We start from the raw sequence: 18085 nt of genomic DNA on the forward strand, positions 1-18085 counted from the left end.
TCATTCGGAAACGGGCACGCCGAGCTGTCTGCCATCGGAATCTATGATGACCGCGTGCTCGATCCCGTCCTGCTCCGCTCCTTCGTCGCGGTGGCGCGCGCGCTGAGCTTCACTCGCGCCGCGGAGGCCCTCGGCGTCCGGCAGAGCACGGTGAGCCAGCACGTCCGCAGGCTCGAGGACGTCGTCGGCCGCACGTTGTTCGTGCGCGACACCCACTCCGTCGCCCTCACGTCCGACGGCGAGGCGATGGTCGAGTTCGCCGACACGATCCTCGACACGCAGGAGCGCGCGGTGGCGCACTTCCGCGGCGTGCAGGTGCGTGGGCGGCTGCGGCTCGGGGTCTCGGAGGACCTCGTCCTCACCCGGATGGCGTCGATCCTCGACGGGTTCCGGCGCCGGCACCCGGCCGTCGACCTGGTGCTGACGGTCGGCCTCAGCGAGAACCTCGAGTCCGCTCTCGACACGGGCGACCTCGACCTGATCTTCGCCAAGCGCTCGCCCGGCCGCCCCCGGGGAACGACCGTGTGGCGCGACCGCTTCGTCTGGGTGTCGGCACCGGGGTTCCGGCTCGACGGCGGACCGGTGCCGCTGGTGGCCTATCCGCGGCCGAGCCTGTCGCGGGCGTCGGCGATCGCGGCGCTGGAGTCGGCCGGGCTGTCGTGGCGGCTCTCGTGCACGAGCGCGTCGCTCTCGGGGCTGCGTGCGGCGGCGCTCGCGGGGCTGGGGGTCGTGGCGCACGCGGAGACGCTCGTGCCCGACGGCCTGGTGCGGGTGCCGGGGCTGCCGCCGCTCGACGACTTCGAGTTCACGTTGCAGACCTCCCGCCGGGCGACCGGGCAGGTCTCCGACGCGGTCGAGGCGATGACGCGGGCGATCCACGACTCCGCAGGATCGCTGCGGTCCGGTTCGCCCGGCTGAGCCGGACGAGCCGGCGCCGGTCAGCGGTTCAGGAACGCCTCGATGCCGGCGGCGATCGCGGCGGCGTACCGGGCGCGCCCCGCCGGGGAGCCGACCAGGGCCGCCTCCGCCGCGTTGCGCATGTTCGCGCACTCCACGAGGGCGGCGGGGCGCGTCGAGAGGTTCAGTCCGGCCAGGTCCCTGCGGGGTGAGAGACCGTCCGTGCCGACGTAGTCCGAGACCGCGAACCCGCCCGCGCGCAGCGCGTCGCGCAGGTCCGCCGACAGTTGGTGTGCCGGGCCGGACTGGGCGGCGTTGAGCGGCGGATCGGAGTAGGCGACGTGGAAGCCCCTGTTGCCGGGCGCCGATCCGTCGGCGTGCAGGGAGACGACCGCGTCCGCGTCCGCCTGCTCCCCGGCCGCGCCACGGACGTCGACGCACGGACCGACGCCGGTGTCGTCGTCGCGCGTCATGACGACGGTGACGCCCTTGGCCGTGAGGGCGTCCCGCACCCGCAGCGCCAGGTCCCAGTTGAACGCGTGCTCGGGGTACCCGGCGTCGGTCTGGGTGCCGGTGGTGTTGCAGGGCTTCGTGCCGCCCCGCCCGTCGGGAACGGGGGCGTTGACGGCGGCGCGGTCGCGGGCGTTCCCGCCGTTGTGGCCCGGGTCGAGGACGACGACGTGCCGCGCCCTCGGGGCGGGCGGTGCCGCGGGCGCGGGAACCGGCACGGCCGTGGAGACGGGAACGGCGTCGGACACGGACACCGGCGCGGGTGAAGCGGTCGAGGCGGTCGGGGCCGACGCGGCCGCACCGCACCCGGCCAGGAGGACGCCCGCGAGCAGGACGACGACGGCGCGGCTCGGGGCGGACACGGCCGACAGCTTCGCACGGCTACCCTGGCGACCGGGCGTCGTCCGCAGCGGACACGCGGCGAGAATGACGGGAGAGCGCTGGTGCAACCGGGTCAGCCAGATATGTCGATGATCCTGCAGCAGGCCCAGAAGATGCAGGAGCAGCTCGTCGCGGCGCAGCAGGAGCTGCAGGTGACCGAGGTGACGGGCCAGGCGGGCAACGGCCTCGTCGAGATCATCATGACGGCGGCGGGCGAGATCCGCAACGTCAAGATCGACCCCAAGATCGTCGACCCCGACGACGTGGAGACCCTGCAGGACCTGCTCGTCGGCGCGTTCCAGGACGCGAGCGCGGCCGCGCAGCAGGAGCAGGCACAGAAGATGGGGCCGCTCGCGGGCGGTCTCGGCGGCGGCGCGGGCGGCCTGGGCCTGCCCGGCTTCTGACGCGATGTTCGAGGGACCGGTCCAGGACCTGATCGACGAGCTGGGCCGGCTGCCGGGCGTCGGGCCCAAGAGTGCGCAGCGGATCGCGTTCCACCTGCTGGCGGCCGACCCGGCCGACGTCTCCCGGCTGCAGGAGGTGCTCCAGCGGGTCAAGCAGGGTGTGCGGTTCTGCGAGGTCTGCAGCAACGTCTCGGAGAACGAACGCTGCCGCTTCTGCACCGACGCGCGGCGGGACCCGACGGTGGTGTGCGTCGTCGAGGAGCCCAAGGACGTCCTCGCCGTGGAACGCACCCGCGAGTTCAAGGGCCGCTACCACGTCCTGGGCGGGGCGCTGGATCCGTTGGGGGGCATCGGCCCCGACTCGCTGAAGATCCGAGAGCTGCTCGCCCGGCTCGGCGGGACGGGCCCGGCGTCCGACGAGACCGAGATCGCCGAGGTCATCATCGCGACCGACCCCAACACCGAGGGGGAGGCGACGGCCACGTACCTGGTCCGGCTGCTGCGCGACTTCCCCGGGCTGACGGTGTCGCGGCCCGCGGCGGGGCTGCCGATGGGCGGCGACCTGGAGTTCGCCGACGAGCTCACGCTCGGACGGGCGCTCTCCGGCCGCCGCGCACTCTGACGCGTCCTCCCGCTGCGCTCCCGTGGCGTCAGCCCTCGGGTGCGTGGCCCTGCAGGTCGGCGCGACGCCGCAGCAGCGAGCAGGAGGGGCAGCCGCGCAGCTCCGCGGTGTTGATCAGCTCCTGCTCCCAGCGGTAGAGATCCCACTGCTTGCGGGCCTGGCGCTCGCGCTGTGCCTCGACCTCTTCCTTCGCGATCATGCGGCCGATCAGTGCCGACACGACCGCCATCGCGGCGATCGACACGGCGAGAAGGATGCTCATCGTGACCACCTCCCGGGAGCGGACCGGTCACCCGGCCCGTCGACGACGACCCGTTCGGGGACCCGCGGCGACCGGCCGCGGAGGGAGGGGCCGCCGGGCGGATGCTCGGCGGCCCGTCGTGGTGCCGACCCCCCGCCGGCACCCGACCCGATCAGTCGTCCTCGTCCGCCCGGGCCGAGCCCGTCGCGGACTGGTACTGCTGGCGACGTTCCCAGGCCATGCGGCGCTCGGAGGCGGTGAAGCGCCGGTCGGCGGAGCGAGCGGCGTCGACGATGCCCACGATCACCGCGATCGCGACGAGGGCGGCGAAGCCGATCAGCAACATCGTGATCATGGCGACCACCTGCCGCGGCGCGGAACGGCGGGAACCGTGCGGTCAGCCGGGTGTGCCTTCTTCATCGTGTAGCCCCTTCCCGTGATCTCCTGACCCGGCCGGTCGCCGGGAGGTCGGTGCTCCCGGCGTGGGCCGGGACGGGTGCGGCAGCCGGAACGCCCGGTTCGCGGGCGTGGCTCCCGAAGGCTGGAGGAGCGCGTCCGGGGAGGCCGTCGCGGTGTCGCTCGTGTCGCGCATCGGAGCCTCCCTCCTGGTCGGCACCGCCTCCGTTGATGCGGGGGCGAATCGTGCCGACGTACTGAGAATGCCCGATGACAGCCCGTCATGCAATTGCAAATTGATGAGATTGCACGAGGCATTCACATCCCGTAGGCTTCCGGGGCTCCACGCCCCGCAACCGGCCCAGCCCCCCGCAGCTGTCAGGAAGACGAGATGGCCGAAGCGCACGGTCCCGCCGGCCCCAGGCGACGCCTAGGCGCCGAGCTCCGGCGGCTGCGGAGCAAGGCGGGTCTGCACCTCGAGGACGTCGCCCGCGAGATGACGTGCTCGACCTCGAAGATCTCCCGGCTGGAGAACGGCAAGGGCATCCCGAAGCTGCCCGACGTCCGCGAACTGATGCGCATCTACGGCGTCACCGCCGGCACGGAGCGTGACATGCTCCTGCGACTGGCCCGTGAAGGCCGACAGCAGGGGTGGTGGGAGCCGTACACGGAGGGTGTCCAGGCTGAGAGGTTCGTCCTCGACTCACCCGGCCGCTACCCCGCCCTCGAGACCGAGGCGATCGCCGTCCGGCTGTTCACCGGGATGATCCTCCCCGGCCTGTTGCAGACGGCCGCGTACGCGCGCGAGATGCTCGCCGCGCTGCTCCCGCACCACCTGTCGGCCGAGATCGACAGGCTCGTCGAGCTCCGGATGGAACGGCAGCGGGCGCTCACCCGCGACGAGGCGCCGCTGCAGTTGTCCGCGGTGCTCGACGAGGCGTTGCTCCGGCGTGTCGTCGGCGGTCCCGAACTGATGCGCGAACAGCTGGCGGTCGTACTCGAGAAGGCGGCCATGTCCACTGTCGACGTGCGGGTCCTCGCCTTCGATGCCGGGTTCCACCGGGCGCACCTCGGCCAGTTCACGGTGCTGGAACTGCGGGAACCGCTCGACGACCTCGTCTACATCGAGGGGCACGGCGGGGACTCCTACCTGGAGTCGACCGAGGACGTGAAGCTGTACAAAGAGGTCTACGCCGACGTGGTGTCCAAAGCGTTACCACCCCCCGCGTCGGAGGCGTTGATCCGTGAGTATCTTCACCGCTACGAATCAGGGGAGGGTGGGCTGTGATCGAGTTCGTCACGAGTTCTTTCTGCAATTACGGCGACTGTGTCGAGATCGGGCGCGGCCCCGAGGGCACGATGCTGGTGCGCGACAGCAAGGACCGCGACCAGGGTGCTCTGACGTTCACCCGCGAGGAATGGGAAGCATTCGTCGCCGGGGTCAAGGCCGGAGAGTTCGACCCCGCCTGACGCCACCCCGAGCGTCACGCGGAGTAATCAGACACAGCGGCCCGGGAGGGCGGACCGATCGTCCGCCCCTCCCGGGCCGTCGGCCGTCGCGGGTGAGATCGTCACTGCGCGTGCGGCCGTGAGGGACCACCCGCCCCGCGGATCGCGCGGGGCGGTGGCCACGTTCTTCGGGTCAGCGCATCGCGCGGTTCACGGCCGAGACGACCGCCTTGAGCGACGCGCTGACGATGGAGCTGTCGACGCCGACGCCCCAGAGCACCTTGTCCTCGATCGTGCACTCGACATAGGCGGCGGCACGGGCGTCGTCGCCCGACGAGAGGGCGTGCTCGTGGTAGTCGAGCACCCGTACGTCGAACCCGATGCCCGCCAACGCGTCCACGAAGGCCGCGATCGGCCCGTTGCCGCTGCCGGAGATCTCGTGCACCTCGTTCTCGACGCGCACGGTCGCGGTGATCTCGTCGCGGCCCTCGCCGTCGCTGGAGAGCGTGTGGCGCAGCAGCTTCAGCGGCGTGACGCGGTCGAGGTACTCCACGTCGAACGCGTCGCGCATCTCCTTGGGCGTGACCTCGCCGCCCTCGGTGTCGGTGTAGTTCTGGATGACCTTGGAGAACTCCATCTGCAGCCGGCGCGGCAGGTCGAGCTGGTGCTCGGCCTTCATGATGTAGGCGACGCCGCCCTTGCCGGACTGCGAGTTCACCCGGATGACGGCCTCGTAGGTGCGGCCGATGTCCTTCGGGTCGACGGGCAGGTACGGGACCTCCCAGCGGAAGTCGTCGACGGCGACGCCGGCCTCGGTCGCGTCGGCCTCCATCGCCTGGAAGCCCTTGTTGATCGCGTCCTGGTGGCTGCCGGAGAAGGCCGTGTAGACCAGGTCGCCGCCCCAGGGGTGGCGTTCGGCGACGGGCAGCTGGTTGCAGTACTCGACGGTGCGCCGGATCTCGTCGATGTCGGAGAAGTCGATCTGCGGGTCGATGCCCTGGGTGAACAGGTTCATCCCCAACGTCACCAGGTCGACGTTGCCGGTGCGCTCGCCGTTGCCGAACAGGCAGCCCTCGATGCGGTCGGCGCCCGCCTGGTAGCCCAGCTCGGCCGCGGCGACGCCGGTGCCGCGGTCGTTGTGCGGGTGCAGCGACAGGACGATGCCCTCGCGCCGCGCCAGGTTGCGGTGCATCCACTCGATGGAGTCGGCGTAGACGTTGGGCGTGGCCATCTCGACCGTCGCCGGCAGGTTGACGATCATCGGCGCCTCGGGCGTCGGCTGCCAGATCTCGCTGACCGCGTTGCAGATGTCGACGGCGTACTGCAGCTCGGTGCCGGTGTAGGACTCGGGGGAGTACTCGAAGCGCCAGTCGGTGTTCGGGTACTTCTCCGAGAACCGCAGCACGTCCTCGGCGCCGTCGGTGGCGATCTTGGTGATGCCCGTGCGGTCGGAGCGGAAGACGACGCGACGCTGCAGGATCGACGTCGAGTTGTACAGGTGGACGATCGCGCGCGGCGCGCCCTCACAGGCCTCGTACGTCCGCTCGATGAGCTCGGGGCGGGCCTGGGTCAGCACCTGGATCGTGACGTCGTCGGGGATCGCGTCGCCCTCGATGATCTCGCGGACGAAGTCGAAGTCGGTCTGGCTCGCGGCCGGGAAGCCGACCTCGATCTCCTTGTAGCCCATGCGGACCAGCAGCTCGAACATCCGGCGCTTGCGGGCCGGGCTCATCGGGTCGATCAGGGCCTGGTTGCCGTCGCGCAGGTCGACCGCGCACCACAACGGCGCCTTGGTGATCCGCGTGTCGGGCCACGTGCGGTCGGGCAGCGACACCGGCTCGACCATCTCGTGGAACGGGCGGTAGCGGTGGAAGGGCAGGTGCGAGCCGCGCTGCGGGTTCCACGGCGGCTGGTCCGCGGGCGCGGGATTCGACGGGGTCCGTACGCGGCTCGTCGACGACGAGGTATACGCGTCGGGGGAGATGCTCATTGCGGGGTGCTCCTCGGTGCGGCCGGGCTGTGGTGACCGGCGGGCACACCACACACCGCGACGAGGGGCCGGTCGGTCAGACCCCGCCGCGGCGGCGAAGGAGCAGGCGCGCCATGGCGTCGACTGTAGCCCCCTGCGCCCACACGTTGGCAACCGGCTCCCGGATGGCGGGATCCGGATCTCGGACCGTGCGGGACCGACGTACCCGATCGGTCGGCCGTGCCGACCTGTCGACGGCGCCCGGCCGTGTCAGGATGGCGGCCCGGGACGACCAGCCGGAGCGAGCGAGCGGAGGGTCCATGAGCGTGCGCACCTCGGCACGTCGCGGCGTGGGAATGCTGGCGACGGCGCTGCGGATCGTCGGGATGGTCATCGTCGCGTTCCTGGTGCTGCACATCGTGCTGACGCTGCTCGACGCGAACCCGGCCAACGGGCTGACGACGTTCGTCGCCGACGTCTCGAGCCGCTTCACCCTGGGGCTCGACGACCTCTTCCTGCCCGACGAGCCCAAGCTGCGCGTGACGCTGAACTACGGGGTGGCCGCGATCGTCTGGTGGCTGATCACGGCGGTCGTCGTCCGGCTGGTGCGCCGGGTCTCCTGAGCGTGGGAGCGCGGATCGCCGCAGGCCGGGGCGCGGCGGCCGGTCAGATCGCCGCCGGCCAGATGGCGACCGCGTAGGCGCCGAACCACGCCGAGGCCAGCACCACCCCCGCGAGGATCCCGGCCGCCGCGACGCGGTGCCGGCCGGCCAGCCGCGCCAGCCCGACGGCCACCGGCACCACCAGCGTGAACGCCGGGAGGAGCAGCCGGGCCTTCGACGCCATCACCCCCGCGCTCCCGACGTCCATCGCGACGACGAGCAGCCCGTAGCAGAACAGCGGCCAGGGCAGGGTGCCCGCGGCGGCGTCGCGCAGGCACACGCCGAGGAGTACGACCGCCACCACCAGCGCGACCACCGTCCCCACCTCCAGCAGCGACGGCGCCGACGCCAGCACCGTCCCGGCGAAGTGCAGGGTCGAGGCGCCGCCGTCGAAACGCGACCCCCAGCCGCGGGACTGCACGGCGAACCAGCCCGTCGGCGAGCCGGTCCGCGCGCCCACCCACGCCAGGTAGCCGAGCAGCCCGAGCGGGGCGATCGCGACGGCGGCCCACGGCCGGCCGCCGTCGTCGCGACGGTGCAGCGCCGCGCCCGCCGACACGAGCACCACGATCAGCAGCGCCGCGGCGGTCGGGCGGACGAGGCCCGCGGCGAGGCAGCCGAGACCGGCGGCGGCCCAGCGGCGCTCGAGGACGAACACGAGCGTCCAGGCCGCGCAGGCGCAGAACAGCGCCTCGGAGTAGGCCATCGACAGCACGACCGACATCGGGGCCGCGCCGAACAGCGCGACGAGCACCAGCCCTGCCCGCGCCGACCCGCCCGGGACGGCCCGGCCGATCCGCGCGACGGCGTACGCGGCGACGACCCCGGCCGCCAGCGTCACGACGACGGCCGCCGCCAGCATGGGCAGGCCGGTGAGGAAGCGCGTCGTCGCGACGAGAGCGGGGTAGCCGGGGAAGAACGCGAGCGGGGTGGCGGCCGAGCGCACGCCCTCGGCGTCGACGAGTCCCCGCGGCACGCCGCCGTAGCCGCCCTGGGCGATGCCGAGGAACCAGTGCCCGTCCCACGATCCGAGCCGGTCGCCGAGGTGCTCGCCGTTGGCCCCGGTGAGCAGCGCGAGCAGGGCCGTCCCGACCGCCCGCACGAGCAGGTAGACCCCGGCGGGGGCGAGCGCGGACCGCAGCACGGGACCGGCGGGCAGCGCGGGAAGGGGGATCGTCGTGACCCCCCGGCGCGCCCGCGCGGGCGACGTGTCCGGACTCACGCCGGCCCCCGGCACACCCCGCGAGCGGGGGCGGGGCGCCGTCGGTGTCTGTGGCATCGGTCATCGAGGTTAACGGCGCTGCTCGGCGCCGGTAGGCTGGGCTCCCGACCAGCTCCTCGAGAGTGGTCGGCGTGCCGGCAGGCGGTCGTGGGGACCTCTCGTCGTTGTCGATCCGTCGCGGAGGACAGACCGAAGACGTCGCCGGCACCCGGCCGCGGCGTGAGACAGGAGGTCGGAGTGGCCCTCGTCGTGCAGAAGTACGGCGGATCGTCGGTTCAGGACGCGGACCGCATCAAGAAGGTCGCGGAACGGATCGTCCGGACCCGCAAAGAGGGCCACGACGTCGTGGTCGTCGTCTCCGCGATGGGGGACACGACCGACGAGCTGACCGACCTCGCCGAGCAGATCTCGCCCGCCCCGCCCGCCCGTGAGATGGACATGCTGCTCACCGCGGGTGAGCGGATCTCCAACGCGCTGGTCGCGATGGCGATCCACGCCCTGGGTGCCGAGGCCCGCTCGTTCACCGGTTCGCAGGCCGGGATGCTCACCACGTCCAAGCACGGCGACGCCCGGATCGTGCAGGTCAACCCGGGTCGGCTGCGCAGCGCGCTCGACGAGGGCTCGATCGTCCTCGTCGCCGGCTTCCAGGGGATGAGCGAGGACTCCAAGGACATCACGACGCTGGGCCGCGGCGGGTCGGACACGACCGCCGTCGCGCTGGCCGCGGCGCTCGAGGCCGACGTCTGCGAGATCTACACCGACGTCGACGGCATCTTCTCCGCCGACCCGCGGATCGTGCCCGACGCGCAGCACCTCGACACCGTGACGTACGAGGAGATGCTGGAGATGGCGGCCTCCGGCGCGAAGGTCCTGCACCTGCGCGCCGTCGAGTACGCCCGCCGTTACAACGTGCCGCTGCGGGTGCGCAGCTCGTACAACGACAAGCCGGGGACCCTGGTCGCCGGTTCGATCGAGGAGATTCCGTTGGAGAACCCGATCCTGACCGGGGTCGCGCACGACCGTTCCGAGGCCAAGATCACCGTCACGGGTGTGCCCGACACGCCCGGCATGGCGGCCCGGATCTTCCGCACCGTCGCCGATGCCGAGATCAACATCGACATGGTGCTGCAGAACATCTCCCACGAGTCCGTCGGCACCACCGACATCACGTTCACGCTGCCCCGCGCCGACGGCCCGCGCGCCGTCGCCGCGCTGGAGGGGGCCAAGAACGACATCGGGTTCGACGAGGTCGTGTACGACCCCGAGGTCGGCAAGGTGTCGCTGGTCGGCGCGGGCATGCGCAACCACCCCGGCGTCACCGCCACCTTCTGTGAGGCGCTGTCCAGCGCCGGCGTGAACATCGAGACCATGAACACCTCCGAGATCCGCATCTCGGTGATCTGCCGCGCCGACCAGCTCGACGGTGCCGTCCGTGCCCTGCACGACGCGTTCGACCTGGGTGGCGACGAGGAGGCCGTCGTGTACGCAGGGACCGGACGATGACCGCCGCCGGGAACGGGCCGGTCGTCGCGATCGTCGGCGCCACCGGTGCCGTCGGCACCACGATGATCGACATCATCGACGCGCGCGAGTCCGTGCCGTGGAGCGAGATCCGGCTCGTCGCGTCGGCCCGCTCGGCGGGCAAGGTGCTGAAGGTCCGCGGCGAGGACGTCACCGTCCGGCTGCTCGAGCCGGAGGTCTTCGACGGCGTCGACATCGCGCTGTTCGACGTCCCCGACGAGATCAGCGCCGAGTGGGCGCCGATCGCCGCGGCGCGGGGCGCGGTCGCCGTCGACAACTCCGGCGCGTTCCGGATGGACCCCGACGTGCCGCTGGTGGTGCCGGAGGTCAACGCGGACAAGGCCGCCGACCGGCCCAAGGGCATCATCGCCAACCCCAACTGCACGACACTGTCGATGATGGCCGCGATGGGTGCGCTGCACCGCGAGTTCGGTCTGGAGGCGCTCGTCGTGGCGTCGTACCAGGCGGCCTCGGGTGCCGGTCAGCCCGGCATCGACCGCCTGCAGGCCGAGCTGTCGGCCGTCGCAGGCAAGAACGTCGGGCAGCACGGTGGCGACGTCGCGGCGGCGCTCGCCGAGGCCGGTCTCGGCACCGACTCGCCGTTCCCCGCGCCGCTGGCGCTCAACGTCGTCCCGTGGGCGGGCTCGCTCAAGGACGATGGCTGGTCGTCGGAGGAGCTGAAGGTCCGCAACGAGTCGCGCAAGATCCTCGGCATCCCCGACCTGAAGGTGTCGGCGACGTGCGTGCGCGTTCCCGTCGTCACCACCCACGCGCTGGCGGTGCACGCGACGTTCGGGCGCGAGGTGACCGTCGAGGGCGCCCGCAAGGTGCTCTCCGAGCAGCCGACGATCGTGCTGGCCGACGACCCGGCCGCGGGCCGGTGGCCGACCCCGGCCGACGTCGTCGGCGACGACCCGACCTGGGTGGGGCGGATCCGGCAGGCGCTGGACTTCCCGAACACCCTGGAGCTGTTCGTGTGCGGGGACAACCTGCGCAAGGGTGCCGCGCTGAACACCTACGAGATCGCCGAGACGGTCGCCGCGTCGCTCTGAGACGCTCACGGGACGTCAGATCGCGTACTTCCAGATCGTGAGGGAGTAGGCGCCGAACCAGGCCGAGGCCAGCGTCGCCACCGCGAGGACGGCCCACGCCGTCGCGGGGCGGCGCCGGGCCAGGCCGAGCGCCATCGGCAGCAGCAACACGAACGCGGGCAGCAGCAGCCGCACCTTCGAGGCCATGACGCCCGACGACAGCCACACCGTCGCGACGACGGCGGCGCCGTAGAGCACCAGCGGCCACGGCACCCGCGCCGGGACGCACAGCGCGAGCAGGACGACCGCGCCGACGAGCACGACGAGGATCGCGATGTCGTAGACGGTCCCGTGCCGGCCGGCGAGCGTCTCCCCGAGCTGCCGGACGACGGCGACGCCGCCGTCGACGCCGCCGTCCCAGCCCGTGCTCTGCACGGTGAACCAGCCGCCGAGCTCGCCCGTCCGCACCGCCACGTAGACCAGGTAGCCGCCGATGCCGCTCGCGGCCAGCAGCGCGGCGCCCAGTGGCCGCCACCCGTCGCGTCGGCCGACGAGCGCGACCGCGGCGACGGCGACGACGGCCAGCACCAGCGCCTCCGCCGTCGGGCGGACGAGGCCCGCCAGCGCGCAGGCCGCGCCGGCGAGCAGCCAGCGTCGTTCCAGGAGGCCGACGAGCGACCATGCCGCGAGCGCGCAGAACAGCGCCTCGGTGTAGGCCATGTTCAGCGTGACGGCCATCGGTGCGGCGGCGAAGAGGGCCGTCAGCAGCAGCCCCACACGCCGTGATCCACCGGGGACGAGCTCGCCCAGCCGGGTCAGCGCGTAAGCGCACGCGACGCCCGCCAGCAGTGACACGACGAGCGCCGCCGCGACCTCGTTGCCCCCGAGCAGCGGCGCGAACACGGCGATCGTCGCGGGATAGCCGGGGAAGAACGCGAGCGCGGTGAACGGTGTGTGCCGGCCGTGCCCGTCGAGCATCGTGTCGGGGATGCCGGAGTAGCCGTGCTCGGCGATGGCGATCATCCAGTCGCCGTCCCATGCGCGGAGCCGGGCGACCGGGTCGAGGCCGTGGGCGTAGGACAGCCATACCAGCACCAGGACGCCGACGACCCGGATCGCCAGATAGACGCCCGCGGGCGCGAGCGCGGCGACGAGGGCGGCCCGGCGCGCGGGATCGGGCGTCGCGACCGGGGTGTCGGTCGCGCTCACCGCGCCTCCCCCCGTCCGTTCCGTACCGCCCGAGCAGGTCACAACGGTAACGCGAGATCGTCGCGGCGCCGATAACGTTCTGCCGCGTGAGCAACGAAGAACTGATCCGTCGTTACGAGGCCGGCGGCGGCCACCTCGCCGCTGCCGCCGCCGAGGGCCTCGCGGTCCCCCCGGCCCTGAAGACCGCTCTGGTCACGTGCATGGACTCCCGGATCGACACGTTCACCCTCTTCGGGCTCAAGCTGGGGGAGGTGCACGTGCTGCGGAACGCGGGTGGCGTCGTCACCGACGACGTGATCCGCTCGCTGACGATCAGCCAGCGCAAGCTCGGGACCAGGGACATCCTGCTCGTCCAGCACAGCGGTTGTGGTCTGGCGACCTTCACCGACGACGACTTCTCCGAGGAGCTGGCCGTCGAGACGGGGATGCGGCCGCCGTGGCGGACCCACGCGTTCCGCGATCCGATGGTGAGCGTGCGCCGCGACCTCGCGCAGCTGCGGCACGACCCGTTCCTGCACCCGGACACGCGGGTGCGGGGCTTCGTGCTCGACATCGAGTCGTTCGTCCTGCAGGAGGTCGACAGCCAGGACTGAGCCCCGCGACGTATCGATGTGAGACGGCCGGGGACTGTGCGTCGCGTCACCTGGTAAGCCGAACGGGTGGCAGGTCGAACGGTGTCGCTCGTGTGCCGGGCGTGCGGGAGCAGGTCCGATCTCGGGGATCGGTCGGTGGCCGGCACGTGCCCGGATCTGGTCGACGACGCGGGCTACGCCGTCGACGAGGTCGAGATCGTCTTCCACGGCGTGTGCGCGAGGTGTCGCCCGGCCGCCGAGCGGTCCGGACGGAACCGCTCATGGGCCCGGTTGCGGCGCTGAGCGGCGCCGGACCCTGGCTGACGGCCGTCGCCCGTCAGCCGCGCCCACAGTCCGCCGGATGGCGGATGCACCAGGGGGTCGTGCCCGGCAGGCGTGAGCGGTGGCGGGCCACCCAGCGGTAGACCGCGTCCTGGGCCCGCGCGGTGCGGGCGTGCAGCGCGCGGGGCCAGCCGCGCTGCAGCGCCACCGACAGCGCCGCGGCGACAGCCGCGGACCCGCCCGCCGTGGCGCCGTCGGCACCCTTCCACCGCACCTCCGCGCGGCACTGCTGTGGGGTGGCGTCGACCAGCGCGGCGGCGTCCGGGCGCTGGAACGGGACGGTGGCGATGCGGGCGTGCGCGTCGAGCAGCCGCAGCCAGCCGAGGCTGCGGGTGCAGAACCCGCAGTCGCCGTCGAAGACGAGCGTGCCGGCGAGGACGTCCATGCCGCGATCATGCGCCTACGATCCGGGCGTGACCACCGAAGACCGTCCCGTCGTCTGGCACAACCCGCGCTGCTCGAAGAGCCGCGGTGCGCTGGCCCTGCTCGCCGAGCGCGGCGTCGATCCGGAGATCGTCCGCTACCTCGACGACGCCCCGACCCGTGCCGACCTCGAGGACGTCCTGCGCAAGCTCGGCACCGACGACCCGCGGGCGATCGTGCGGACCGGTGAGGCCCGCTACAAGGAGCTCGGGCTCGCCGACGCCGACCGGGACGCCCTGCTCGACGCCATGGCCGCCAACCCGATCCTCGTCGAGCGTCCGATCGTCGTCGTGGGGGATCGGGCCGTGGTCGGCAGGCCGCCGGAGAAGGTGCTGGACCTGCTGGGCTGAGCGGCCGGGCTCAGCCCGCGACCGCTGCCGTCACGAGCGGCGCGCGCACGACGACCGAGTCGCCGATCAGCCGTGCGGTGGGGCGCAGCCCGGCCCGGCGCAGCAGCCGGGCCAGCCGCATGTCCCCGCCCACGGCCGACGACGCCGCGATCGCCTCGGCCCCCGCGGTGAGCGCGAGGTCGACGGCGCGGCGCACCAGCGCGGTACCGAGCCCGCGGCCCTGCCACGCGTCCTCGACGACGACCGTCAGCATCAGTGTGTCGTCCTGCCGGTCCTGCAGCGTCACGAGCCCGACGGCGCTGCCGCCCTCGGCGGTCGACGCGAGCACGGCCTGGCCGCCGTTCTCCCCGGCGAGCACGGCCTGCAGCAGGCCGGGCGCGAGGCGCGGCGTCGGGCTGCCGAACCGGGCCAGCCGGGTCTCCGGCGAGCAGCGGGCGTGCAGCGCCGCGACGAGCAGCGCGTCGTCGACGGTCGCCGGGCGCAGCCGGACCTCGGAGCCGTCGTGCAGCAGCAGGATGCGGTCGTCGCAGGGCGCGGCCCGGCGGGGTGCGGACAGGCCGAGCTGCGCGGACAGCTCCAGCAGCGCCGCGGCCCGGGACAGCTCCGTGGCGGTGAACGGCCAGGCCCGGCCGAGCCGCACCTGCTGGGCGCCGACCCGGAGGGTGTGCGAGTGCGGATGGGCGGGAGCCTCGGCGGCGACGAGCCGGGCCCGCAACATCGTCGCCACGGCGCGCGGTGCGCTGCCGGGGTCCGCGGCCACCATGCGCGCCAGGGCGAGCGCCGTCGTCGCCGCGTCCGACAGCTCGGCCGCGTCCGCCCGCACCAACAGCGTGCAGGGGATGCCCGCCGAGCCGATCGCGTCGACCAGCGTCCCGGCGTCGACGTCGTCGGGGACGCGGACGAGCAACTCGTCGGTGACGGCGCCGTCGTCGGACGGCTCGCCGACGACGTGCAGCGACACGATGTCGCAGCCGGCCTTGCCGACGACCGTCGCCAACTCGCCGAGTCTGCCCGGCCGGTCCTCCAGCTCCACGTGCACGCGCCACAGCGACACGTCGCCCACCCCCTCCGACGGACCCATCGTGTCGGGCGGATGTTGCGGTGGCGCTACGTCGTTGTGACGCCACACGTGGCGACGGCCACGTCGCCGCGGCAGGCGCGCGTCGTGGCCCTCAGCAGGCGCCGATGCCCTCGAGCCCGACCCAGGCCCGTTCCCAGACCAGCGTGAACACGACGGTCCCGCACTCGGGGTCGGGGAACTCGACGGTCGAGCTCGCGCCCACCGCCAGGTCGTCGACGGTCCGGGCGGCGCCGGCGGCGTCGCCGTGGCGCTCGGCCCAGTCGCGCACCATCAGCCGGTGGTATTCGACGGCCTCGTGCCACTCACGGAAGCGGTGCTCCTCGTCGACGCCCCGGACGAGCCACATGGCGGCCTCCCTCCCGACGACCACCATGGCACCACGTTCAGCCGCCGACTGCACCCCCCGTCACGCTGCGTCGCGCGAAGTCGATCTCCGTCGCGACGTGCCGAATCGTCTCCTCGACGACGAGCGACCCGTGTCCGGCGTCGAACCGGCTGACCTCGTAGGGCAGGTCGCCGCGCGCGGCGAGCGCGTCGAGGTAGTTGTCCACCTGCCGGATGGGGCAGCGCGGGTCGTTCTCCCCGGCCAGCACGAGCACCGGCGCCCGGACGTCGCCGACGTAGGTGAGCGGCGACGCCGTCGCGTAGACGTCCGGGATCTCGTCGGGCGACCCGCCGAACAGCGCCCGGTCGAAGGCGCGCAGCTGCTCCATCTCGTCGGCGTAGGCGGCGAGGTAGTCGGCCACGGGCACACCGCCGATCGCCGCGGCCCACCGGTCCGGCTGGGTGCCCGCGGCCAGCAGCGCGAGGTATCCGCCCCACGACCAGCCCTCGACGACGATCCGTGCCGGATCGGCCAGCCCCGACGACACCGCCCAGTCGTGGACGGCGGCGACGTCCTCCAGCTCGGTCAGGCCCGGGCGGCCCTCGATGGCGTCGCGCCAGGTCGAGCCGTAGCCCGTCGAGCCGCGGTAGTTGACCTCGACGACTGCGAAACCGGCGTCGACCCACGCCGCGCGGACGGCGCTGAACCGGTCCTCGTCGGCGGCGTGCGGGCCGCCGTGCAGGCTGAAGACCGTCGGGTGCGGGCCCTCGCCCGCGGGCTCGGCGACGAGCGCGTGCACCGTCCCGCCGGGACCGTCGACCCACACGTCGCGCACCGCGACCGAGCCGGGCGCGGGCTCGCCGGGCGGGGCGACCAGCACCCGGTCGGTGCCGTCGGGGTGCAGGGCGCGGATCGAGACCGGCGCCGCCGCCGAGGACGCCGTGTACTCGACGGTCCCGTCGGGCCGGACCTCGGCCGATCCGACGGTGCCGGGCGCCGTCGGCAGCTCGGTGAGCGTGCCGTCGCGAAGGTCGTGCCGGTACAGCCGGACGCGCCCGGCGTGCGTGTGCCAGACCAGCAGCGCGGTCGCGTCGGGATAGAAGTCGGCGACGAGCTCGCCGGGCAGGTCGAGCAGGACCTCGGTCTCGGTGTCGGTGGCCACGTCCCAGATCAGCAGCTCCTCACGGCCACGGCGCTCGTGCAGCAGCAGCAGTCGCTGGTCGCCCGCCACTGGGCTGAACACGAGCGGGGTCAGTCCGCGGCCCGGGCCGTCGGACTTCTCCGCGACGGTCGACGCGTCGGCCGTCCGCACCACGCGGACGTCGGGATGCCGGGAGTCGCCGTGCTCGGAATGGCTGATCGCGAGCAGGGTCTCGTCCTCGGACAGGGCACCGACGCCGGCGTCCTCGGCGTGCTCGTAGATCATCTCGGTGTCGGCCCCGTCGCGCCGCACCCAGATCCGGCTGCCGTCGTCGGTCGACGTCCCCGCCGCGACGAGCGTCCGGCCGATCTCGAGCCCGGCGGGGTATCCGTCCTCGACGCCGGGCAGTGCGTCGGCGGGCCGTTCGCCTGCGGGCAGCCCCGCGAACGGCTCGGCGACCCAGCGGCCGAACTCGTCGCCGTCGGTGTCGTCGAACCACCACACGTGCTCGCCGTCGGGCGGCAGGGTCGCGGTATGGGTGCCGGCGGCGCGACTGGTGACCTGGCGGTGCAGGCCGGTGGCCCGGTCCCAGGTGTGGACCTCGGTGGTACCGCCCTCGTTGGAGGTGTAGACGCAGCGGTCCGGGACGTCCTTGGCCCAGTGCGGACGTGACATGCGGGTCGCGGTGAACCGGGCCCGCCAGCGGCGCTCGCGGTCGTCGTCGTCGAAGAGCCGGTCGGGGACGGCGGCGTCGGGATGCACGCCCCGATCCTGCCGGGCGGTCCCGTTCGCCCGCCGCGGCGGTCCCGGTCCGCGCGCGACGCCGCACGTGCGGGCGCCCGCCGTCGCCGGGCCGTGGCACGATGTGGTCGTGAGCGAGCCCGTCCCCGCCGACCGGATCCGGGTGTCCGACGCCGAACGTCGAGCCGTGCAGGACATGCTGCTGCGTGCCCAGGGCGAGGGCCTGCTCGACATCGGCGAGTACGACGAGCGCGTCCAGGCCGTGTGGAACGGCAAGACCCGCGGCGACCTCGCCCGGGTCACCGCCGACCTGCCCGACATCCCGCCCGCCCCGCCCGCCGGTCGGGATCCGGTCCGCCCCGCGCCGGCCCGGCCGAAGAAGGTCTTCTCCGACACCGGGGGCGGCACCGCGATGCGCGTGCTGACGATCGTCTTCTCGAGCATCGTCGCCGTGAACGTGCTCGTGTGGGGCATCGTCAGCGTCACCAACTTCGACCTGATCTACCCGTGGTTCGTGTGGACGCTGATCCCGCTGGTCGTGCTCGCCGTCCTGTACGCGTCCGGGATCGGCCGGTCGCACGACGACCGCTGACGCC

At 73.2% G+C, this 18085-nt stretch carries 22 protein-coding genes; 12 read left to right on the top strand and 10 right to left on the bottom strand.

All coding sequences use genetic code 11. The features are described from left to right. Positions 1 to 54 precede the first annotated feature (54 nt). The gene (locus tag PSED_RS01830) at positions 55 to 918 is read left to right on the top strand and encodes a LysR family transcriptional regulator (protein WP_013672565.1); all 864 of its coding nucleotides are present in this window, start codon (positions 55 to 57) and stop codon (positions 916 to 918) included. Positions 919 to 938: 20 nt separating this feature from the next. Here PSED_RS01830 and PSED_RS01835 read toward each other — a convergent pair whose 3' ends face one another. After that, positions 939 to 1769, bottom strand: coding sequence for an N-acetylmuramoyl-L-alanine amidase (locus PSED_RS01835; RefSeq protein ID WP_013672566.1), 831 nt, complete (start codon positions 1767 to 1769; stop codon positions 939 to 941). A gap of 102 nt (positions 1770 to 1871) precedes the next feature. Here PSED_RS01835 and PSED_RS01840 point away from each other — a divergent pair, with 102 nt between their 5' ends. Both PSED_RS01840 and recR read left to right on the top strand, forming a co-directional pair. Next, on the top strand, positions 1872 to 2192 hold the full coding sequence (locus PSED_RS01840; protein ID WP_407692844.1) for a YbaB/EbfC family nucleoid-associated protein: 321 nt from the start codon (positions 1872 to 1874) through the stop codon (positions 2190 to 2192). A 4-nt stretch (positions 2193 to 2196) separates the two neighbouring features. Beyond that, positions 2197 to 2814 (top strand): recombination mediator RecR, encoded by a 618-nt coding sequence (recR, locus tag PSED_RS01845; RefSeq protein WP_013672568.1) that lies wholly within the window; start codon positions 2197 to 2199, stop codon positions 2812 to 2814. Positions 2815 to 2842: 28 nt separating this feature from the next. Here recR and PSED_RS01850 read toward each other — a convergent pair whose 3' ends face one another. Together PSED_RS01850 and PSED_RS01855 are read right to left on the bottom strand one after the other, a co-directional pair. Further along, a complete protein-coding gene (locus tag PSED_RS01850; protein ID WP_013672569.1) occupies positions 2843 to 3076 on the bottom strand; it encodes a hypothetical protein in 234 nt (77 codons plus the stop codon). Between the two features lie 151 nt (positions 3077 to 3227). Beyond that, positions 3228 to 3410: a hypothetical protein gene (locus PSED_RS01855; RefSeq protein WP_013672570.1), complete on the bottom strand. Its 183-nt coding sequence runs from the start codon at positions 3408 to 3410 to the stop codon at positions 3228 to 3230. A 432-nt stretch (positions 3411 to 3842) separates the two neighbouring features. Here PSED_RS01855 and PSED_RS01860 point away from each other — a divergent pair, with 432 nt between their 5' ends. Next, complete coding sequence (locus PSED_RS01860; RefSeq protein ID WP_013672571.1) at positions 3843 to 4739, top strand: helix-turn-helix domain-containing protein; 897 nt, start codon at positions 3843 to 3845, stop codon at positions 4737 to 4739. After that, entirely contained in the window at positions 4736 to 4921 is a 186-nt protein-coding gene (locus PSED_RS01865) for a DUF397 domain-containing protein (protein ID WP_013672572.1), read from the top strand. Before PSED_RS01860 ends, PSED_RS01865 begins: the two co-directional genes overlap by 4 nt. A gap of 172 nt (positions 4922 to 5093) precedes the next feature. On the opposite strand, the gene leuA is transcribed toward PSED_RS01865, so the two are convergent. Further along, on the bottom strand, positions 5094 to 6890 hold the full coding sequence (gene leuA / locus PSED_RS01870) for a 2-isopropylmalate synthase (RefSeq protein ID WP_013672573.1): 1797 nt from the start codon (positions 6888 to 6890) through the stop codon (positions 5094 to 5096). A 299-nt stretch (positions 6891 to 7189) separates the two neighbouring features. On the opposite strand from leuA, the gene PSED_RS01875 reads away from it, so the two are divergent. After that, complete coding sequence (locus PSED_RS01875) at positions 7190 to 7492, top strand: hypothetical protein (RefSeq protein WP_013672574.1); 303 nt, start codon at positions 7190 to 7192, stop codon at positions 7490 to 7492. Positions 7493 to 7535: 43 nt separating this feature from the next. On the opposite strand, the gene PSED_RS01880 is transcribed toward PSED_RS01875, so the two are convergent. Continuing rightward, a complete protein-coding gene (locus PSED_RS01880; RefSeq protein ID WP_013672575.1) occupies positions 7536 to 8753 on the bottom strand; it encodes a hypothetical protein in 1218 nt (405 codons plus the stop codon). Positions 8754 to 8990: 237 nt separating this feature from the next. Here PSED_RS01880 and PSED_RS01885 point away from each other — a divergent pair, with 237 nt between their 5' ends. Beyond that, complete coding sequence (locus tag PSED_RS01885; RefSeq protein WP_013672576.1) at positions 8991 to 10256, top strand: aspartate kinase; 1266 nt, start codon at positions 8991 to 8993, stop codon at positions 10254 to 10256. Further along, complete coding sequence (locus tag PSED_RS01890; RefSeq protein WP_013672577.1) at positions 10253 to 11326, top strand: aspartate-semialdehyde dehydrogenase; 1074 nt, start codon at positions 10253 to 10255, stop codon at positions 11324 to 11326. Before PSED_RS01885 ends, PSED_RS01890 begins: the two co-directional genes overlap by 4 nt. Before the next feature lie 15 nt (positions 11327 to 11341). Here the strand turns inward: PSED_RS01890 and PSED_RS01895 are convergent, their stop codons facing one another. Continuing rightward, a complete protein-coding gene (locus tag PSED_RS01895; protein WP_013672578.1) occupies positions 11342 to 12514 on the bottom strand; it encodes a hypothetical protein in 1173 nt (390 codons plus the stop codon). An 86-nt stretch (positions 12515 to 12600) separates the two neighbouring features. Here PSED_RS01895 and PSED_RS01900 point away from each other — a divergent pair, with 86 nt between their 5' ends. Both PSED_RS01900 and PSED_RS01905 read left to right on the top strand, forming a co-directional pair. Further along, entirely contained in the window at positions 12601 to 13107 is a 507-nt protein-coding gene (locus PSED_RS01900) for a beta-class carbonic anhydrase (protein WP_013672579.1), read from the top strand. Between the two features lie 135 nt (positions 13108 to 13242). Beyond that, a complete protein-coding gene (locus PSED_RS01905; RefSeq protein ID WP_158511281.1) occupies positions 13243 to 13389 on the top strand; it encodes a hypothetical protein in 147 nt (48 codons plus the stop codon). A 34-nt stretch (positions 13390 to 13423) separates the two neighbouring features. Here PSED_RS01905 and PSED_RS01910 read toward each other — a convergent pair whose 3' ends face one another. Then, a complete protein-coding gene (locus PSED_RS01910) occupies positions 13424 to 13813 on the bottom strand; it encodes a DCC1-like thiol-disulfide oxidoreductase family protein (protein ID WP_013672580.1) in 390 nt (129 codons plus the stop codon). Between the two features lie 28 nt (positions 13814 to 13841). On the opposite strand from PSED_RS01910, the gene arsC reads away from it, so the two are divergent. Further along, complete coding sequence (gene arsC / locus PSED_RS01915) at positions 13842 to 14201, top strand: arsenate reductase (glutaredoxin) (protein ID WP_013672581.1); 360 nt, start codon at positions 13842 to 13844, stop codon at positions 14199 to 14201. 10 nt (positions 14202 to 14211) lie between these two features. Here arsC and PSED_RS01920 read toward each other — a convergent pair whose 3' ends face one another. From PSED_RS01920 to PSED_RS01930, 3 genes are all read right to left on the bottom strand, one after another. After that, positions 14212 to 15282, bottom strand: coding sequence for a GNAT family N-acetyltransferase (locus PSED_RS01920; protein ID WP_013672582.1), 1071 nt, complete (start codon positions 15280 to 15282; stop codon positions 14212 to 14214). 91 nt (positions 15283 to 15373) lie between these two features. Then, positions 15374 to 15655: a hypothetical protein gene (locus PSED_RS01925; RefSeq protein ID WP_041759186.1), complete on the bottom strand. Its 282-nt coding sequence runs from the start codon at positions 15653 to 15655 to the stop codon at positions 15374 to 15376. Between the two features lie 10 nt (positions 15656 to 15665). Further along, positions 15666 to 17510 (bottom strand): S9 family peptidase, encoded by a 1845-nt coding sequence (locus PSED_RS01930; protein WP_013672584.1) that lies wholly within the window; start codon positions 17508 to 17510, stop codon positions 15666 to 15668. Positions 17511 to 17619: 109 nt separating this feature from the next. Here PSED_RS01930 and PSED_RS01935 point away from each other — a divergent pair, with 109 nt between their 5' ends. After that, on the top strand, positions 17620 to 18081 hold the full coding sequence (locus PSED_RS01935) for a DUF1707 SHOCT-like domain-containing protein (protein WP_233899273.1): 462 nt from the start codon (positions 17620 to 17622) through the stop codon (positions 18079 to 18081). Positions 18082 to 18085 lie beyond the last annotated feature (4 nt).

The sequence above is a fragment of the Pseudonocardia benzenivorans CB1190 genome (genome assembly GCF_000196675.2).
Lineage (GTDB): Bacteria > Actinomycetota > Actinomycetes > Mycobacteriales > Pseudonocardiaceae > Pseudonocardia > Pseudonocardia benzenivorans.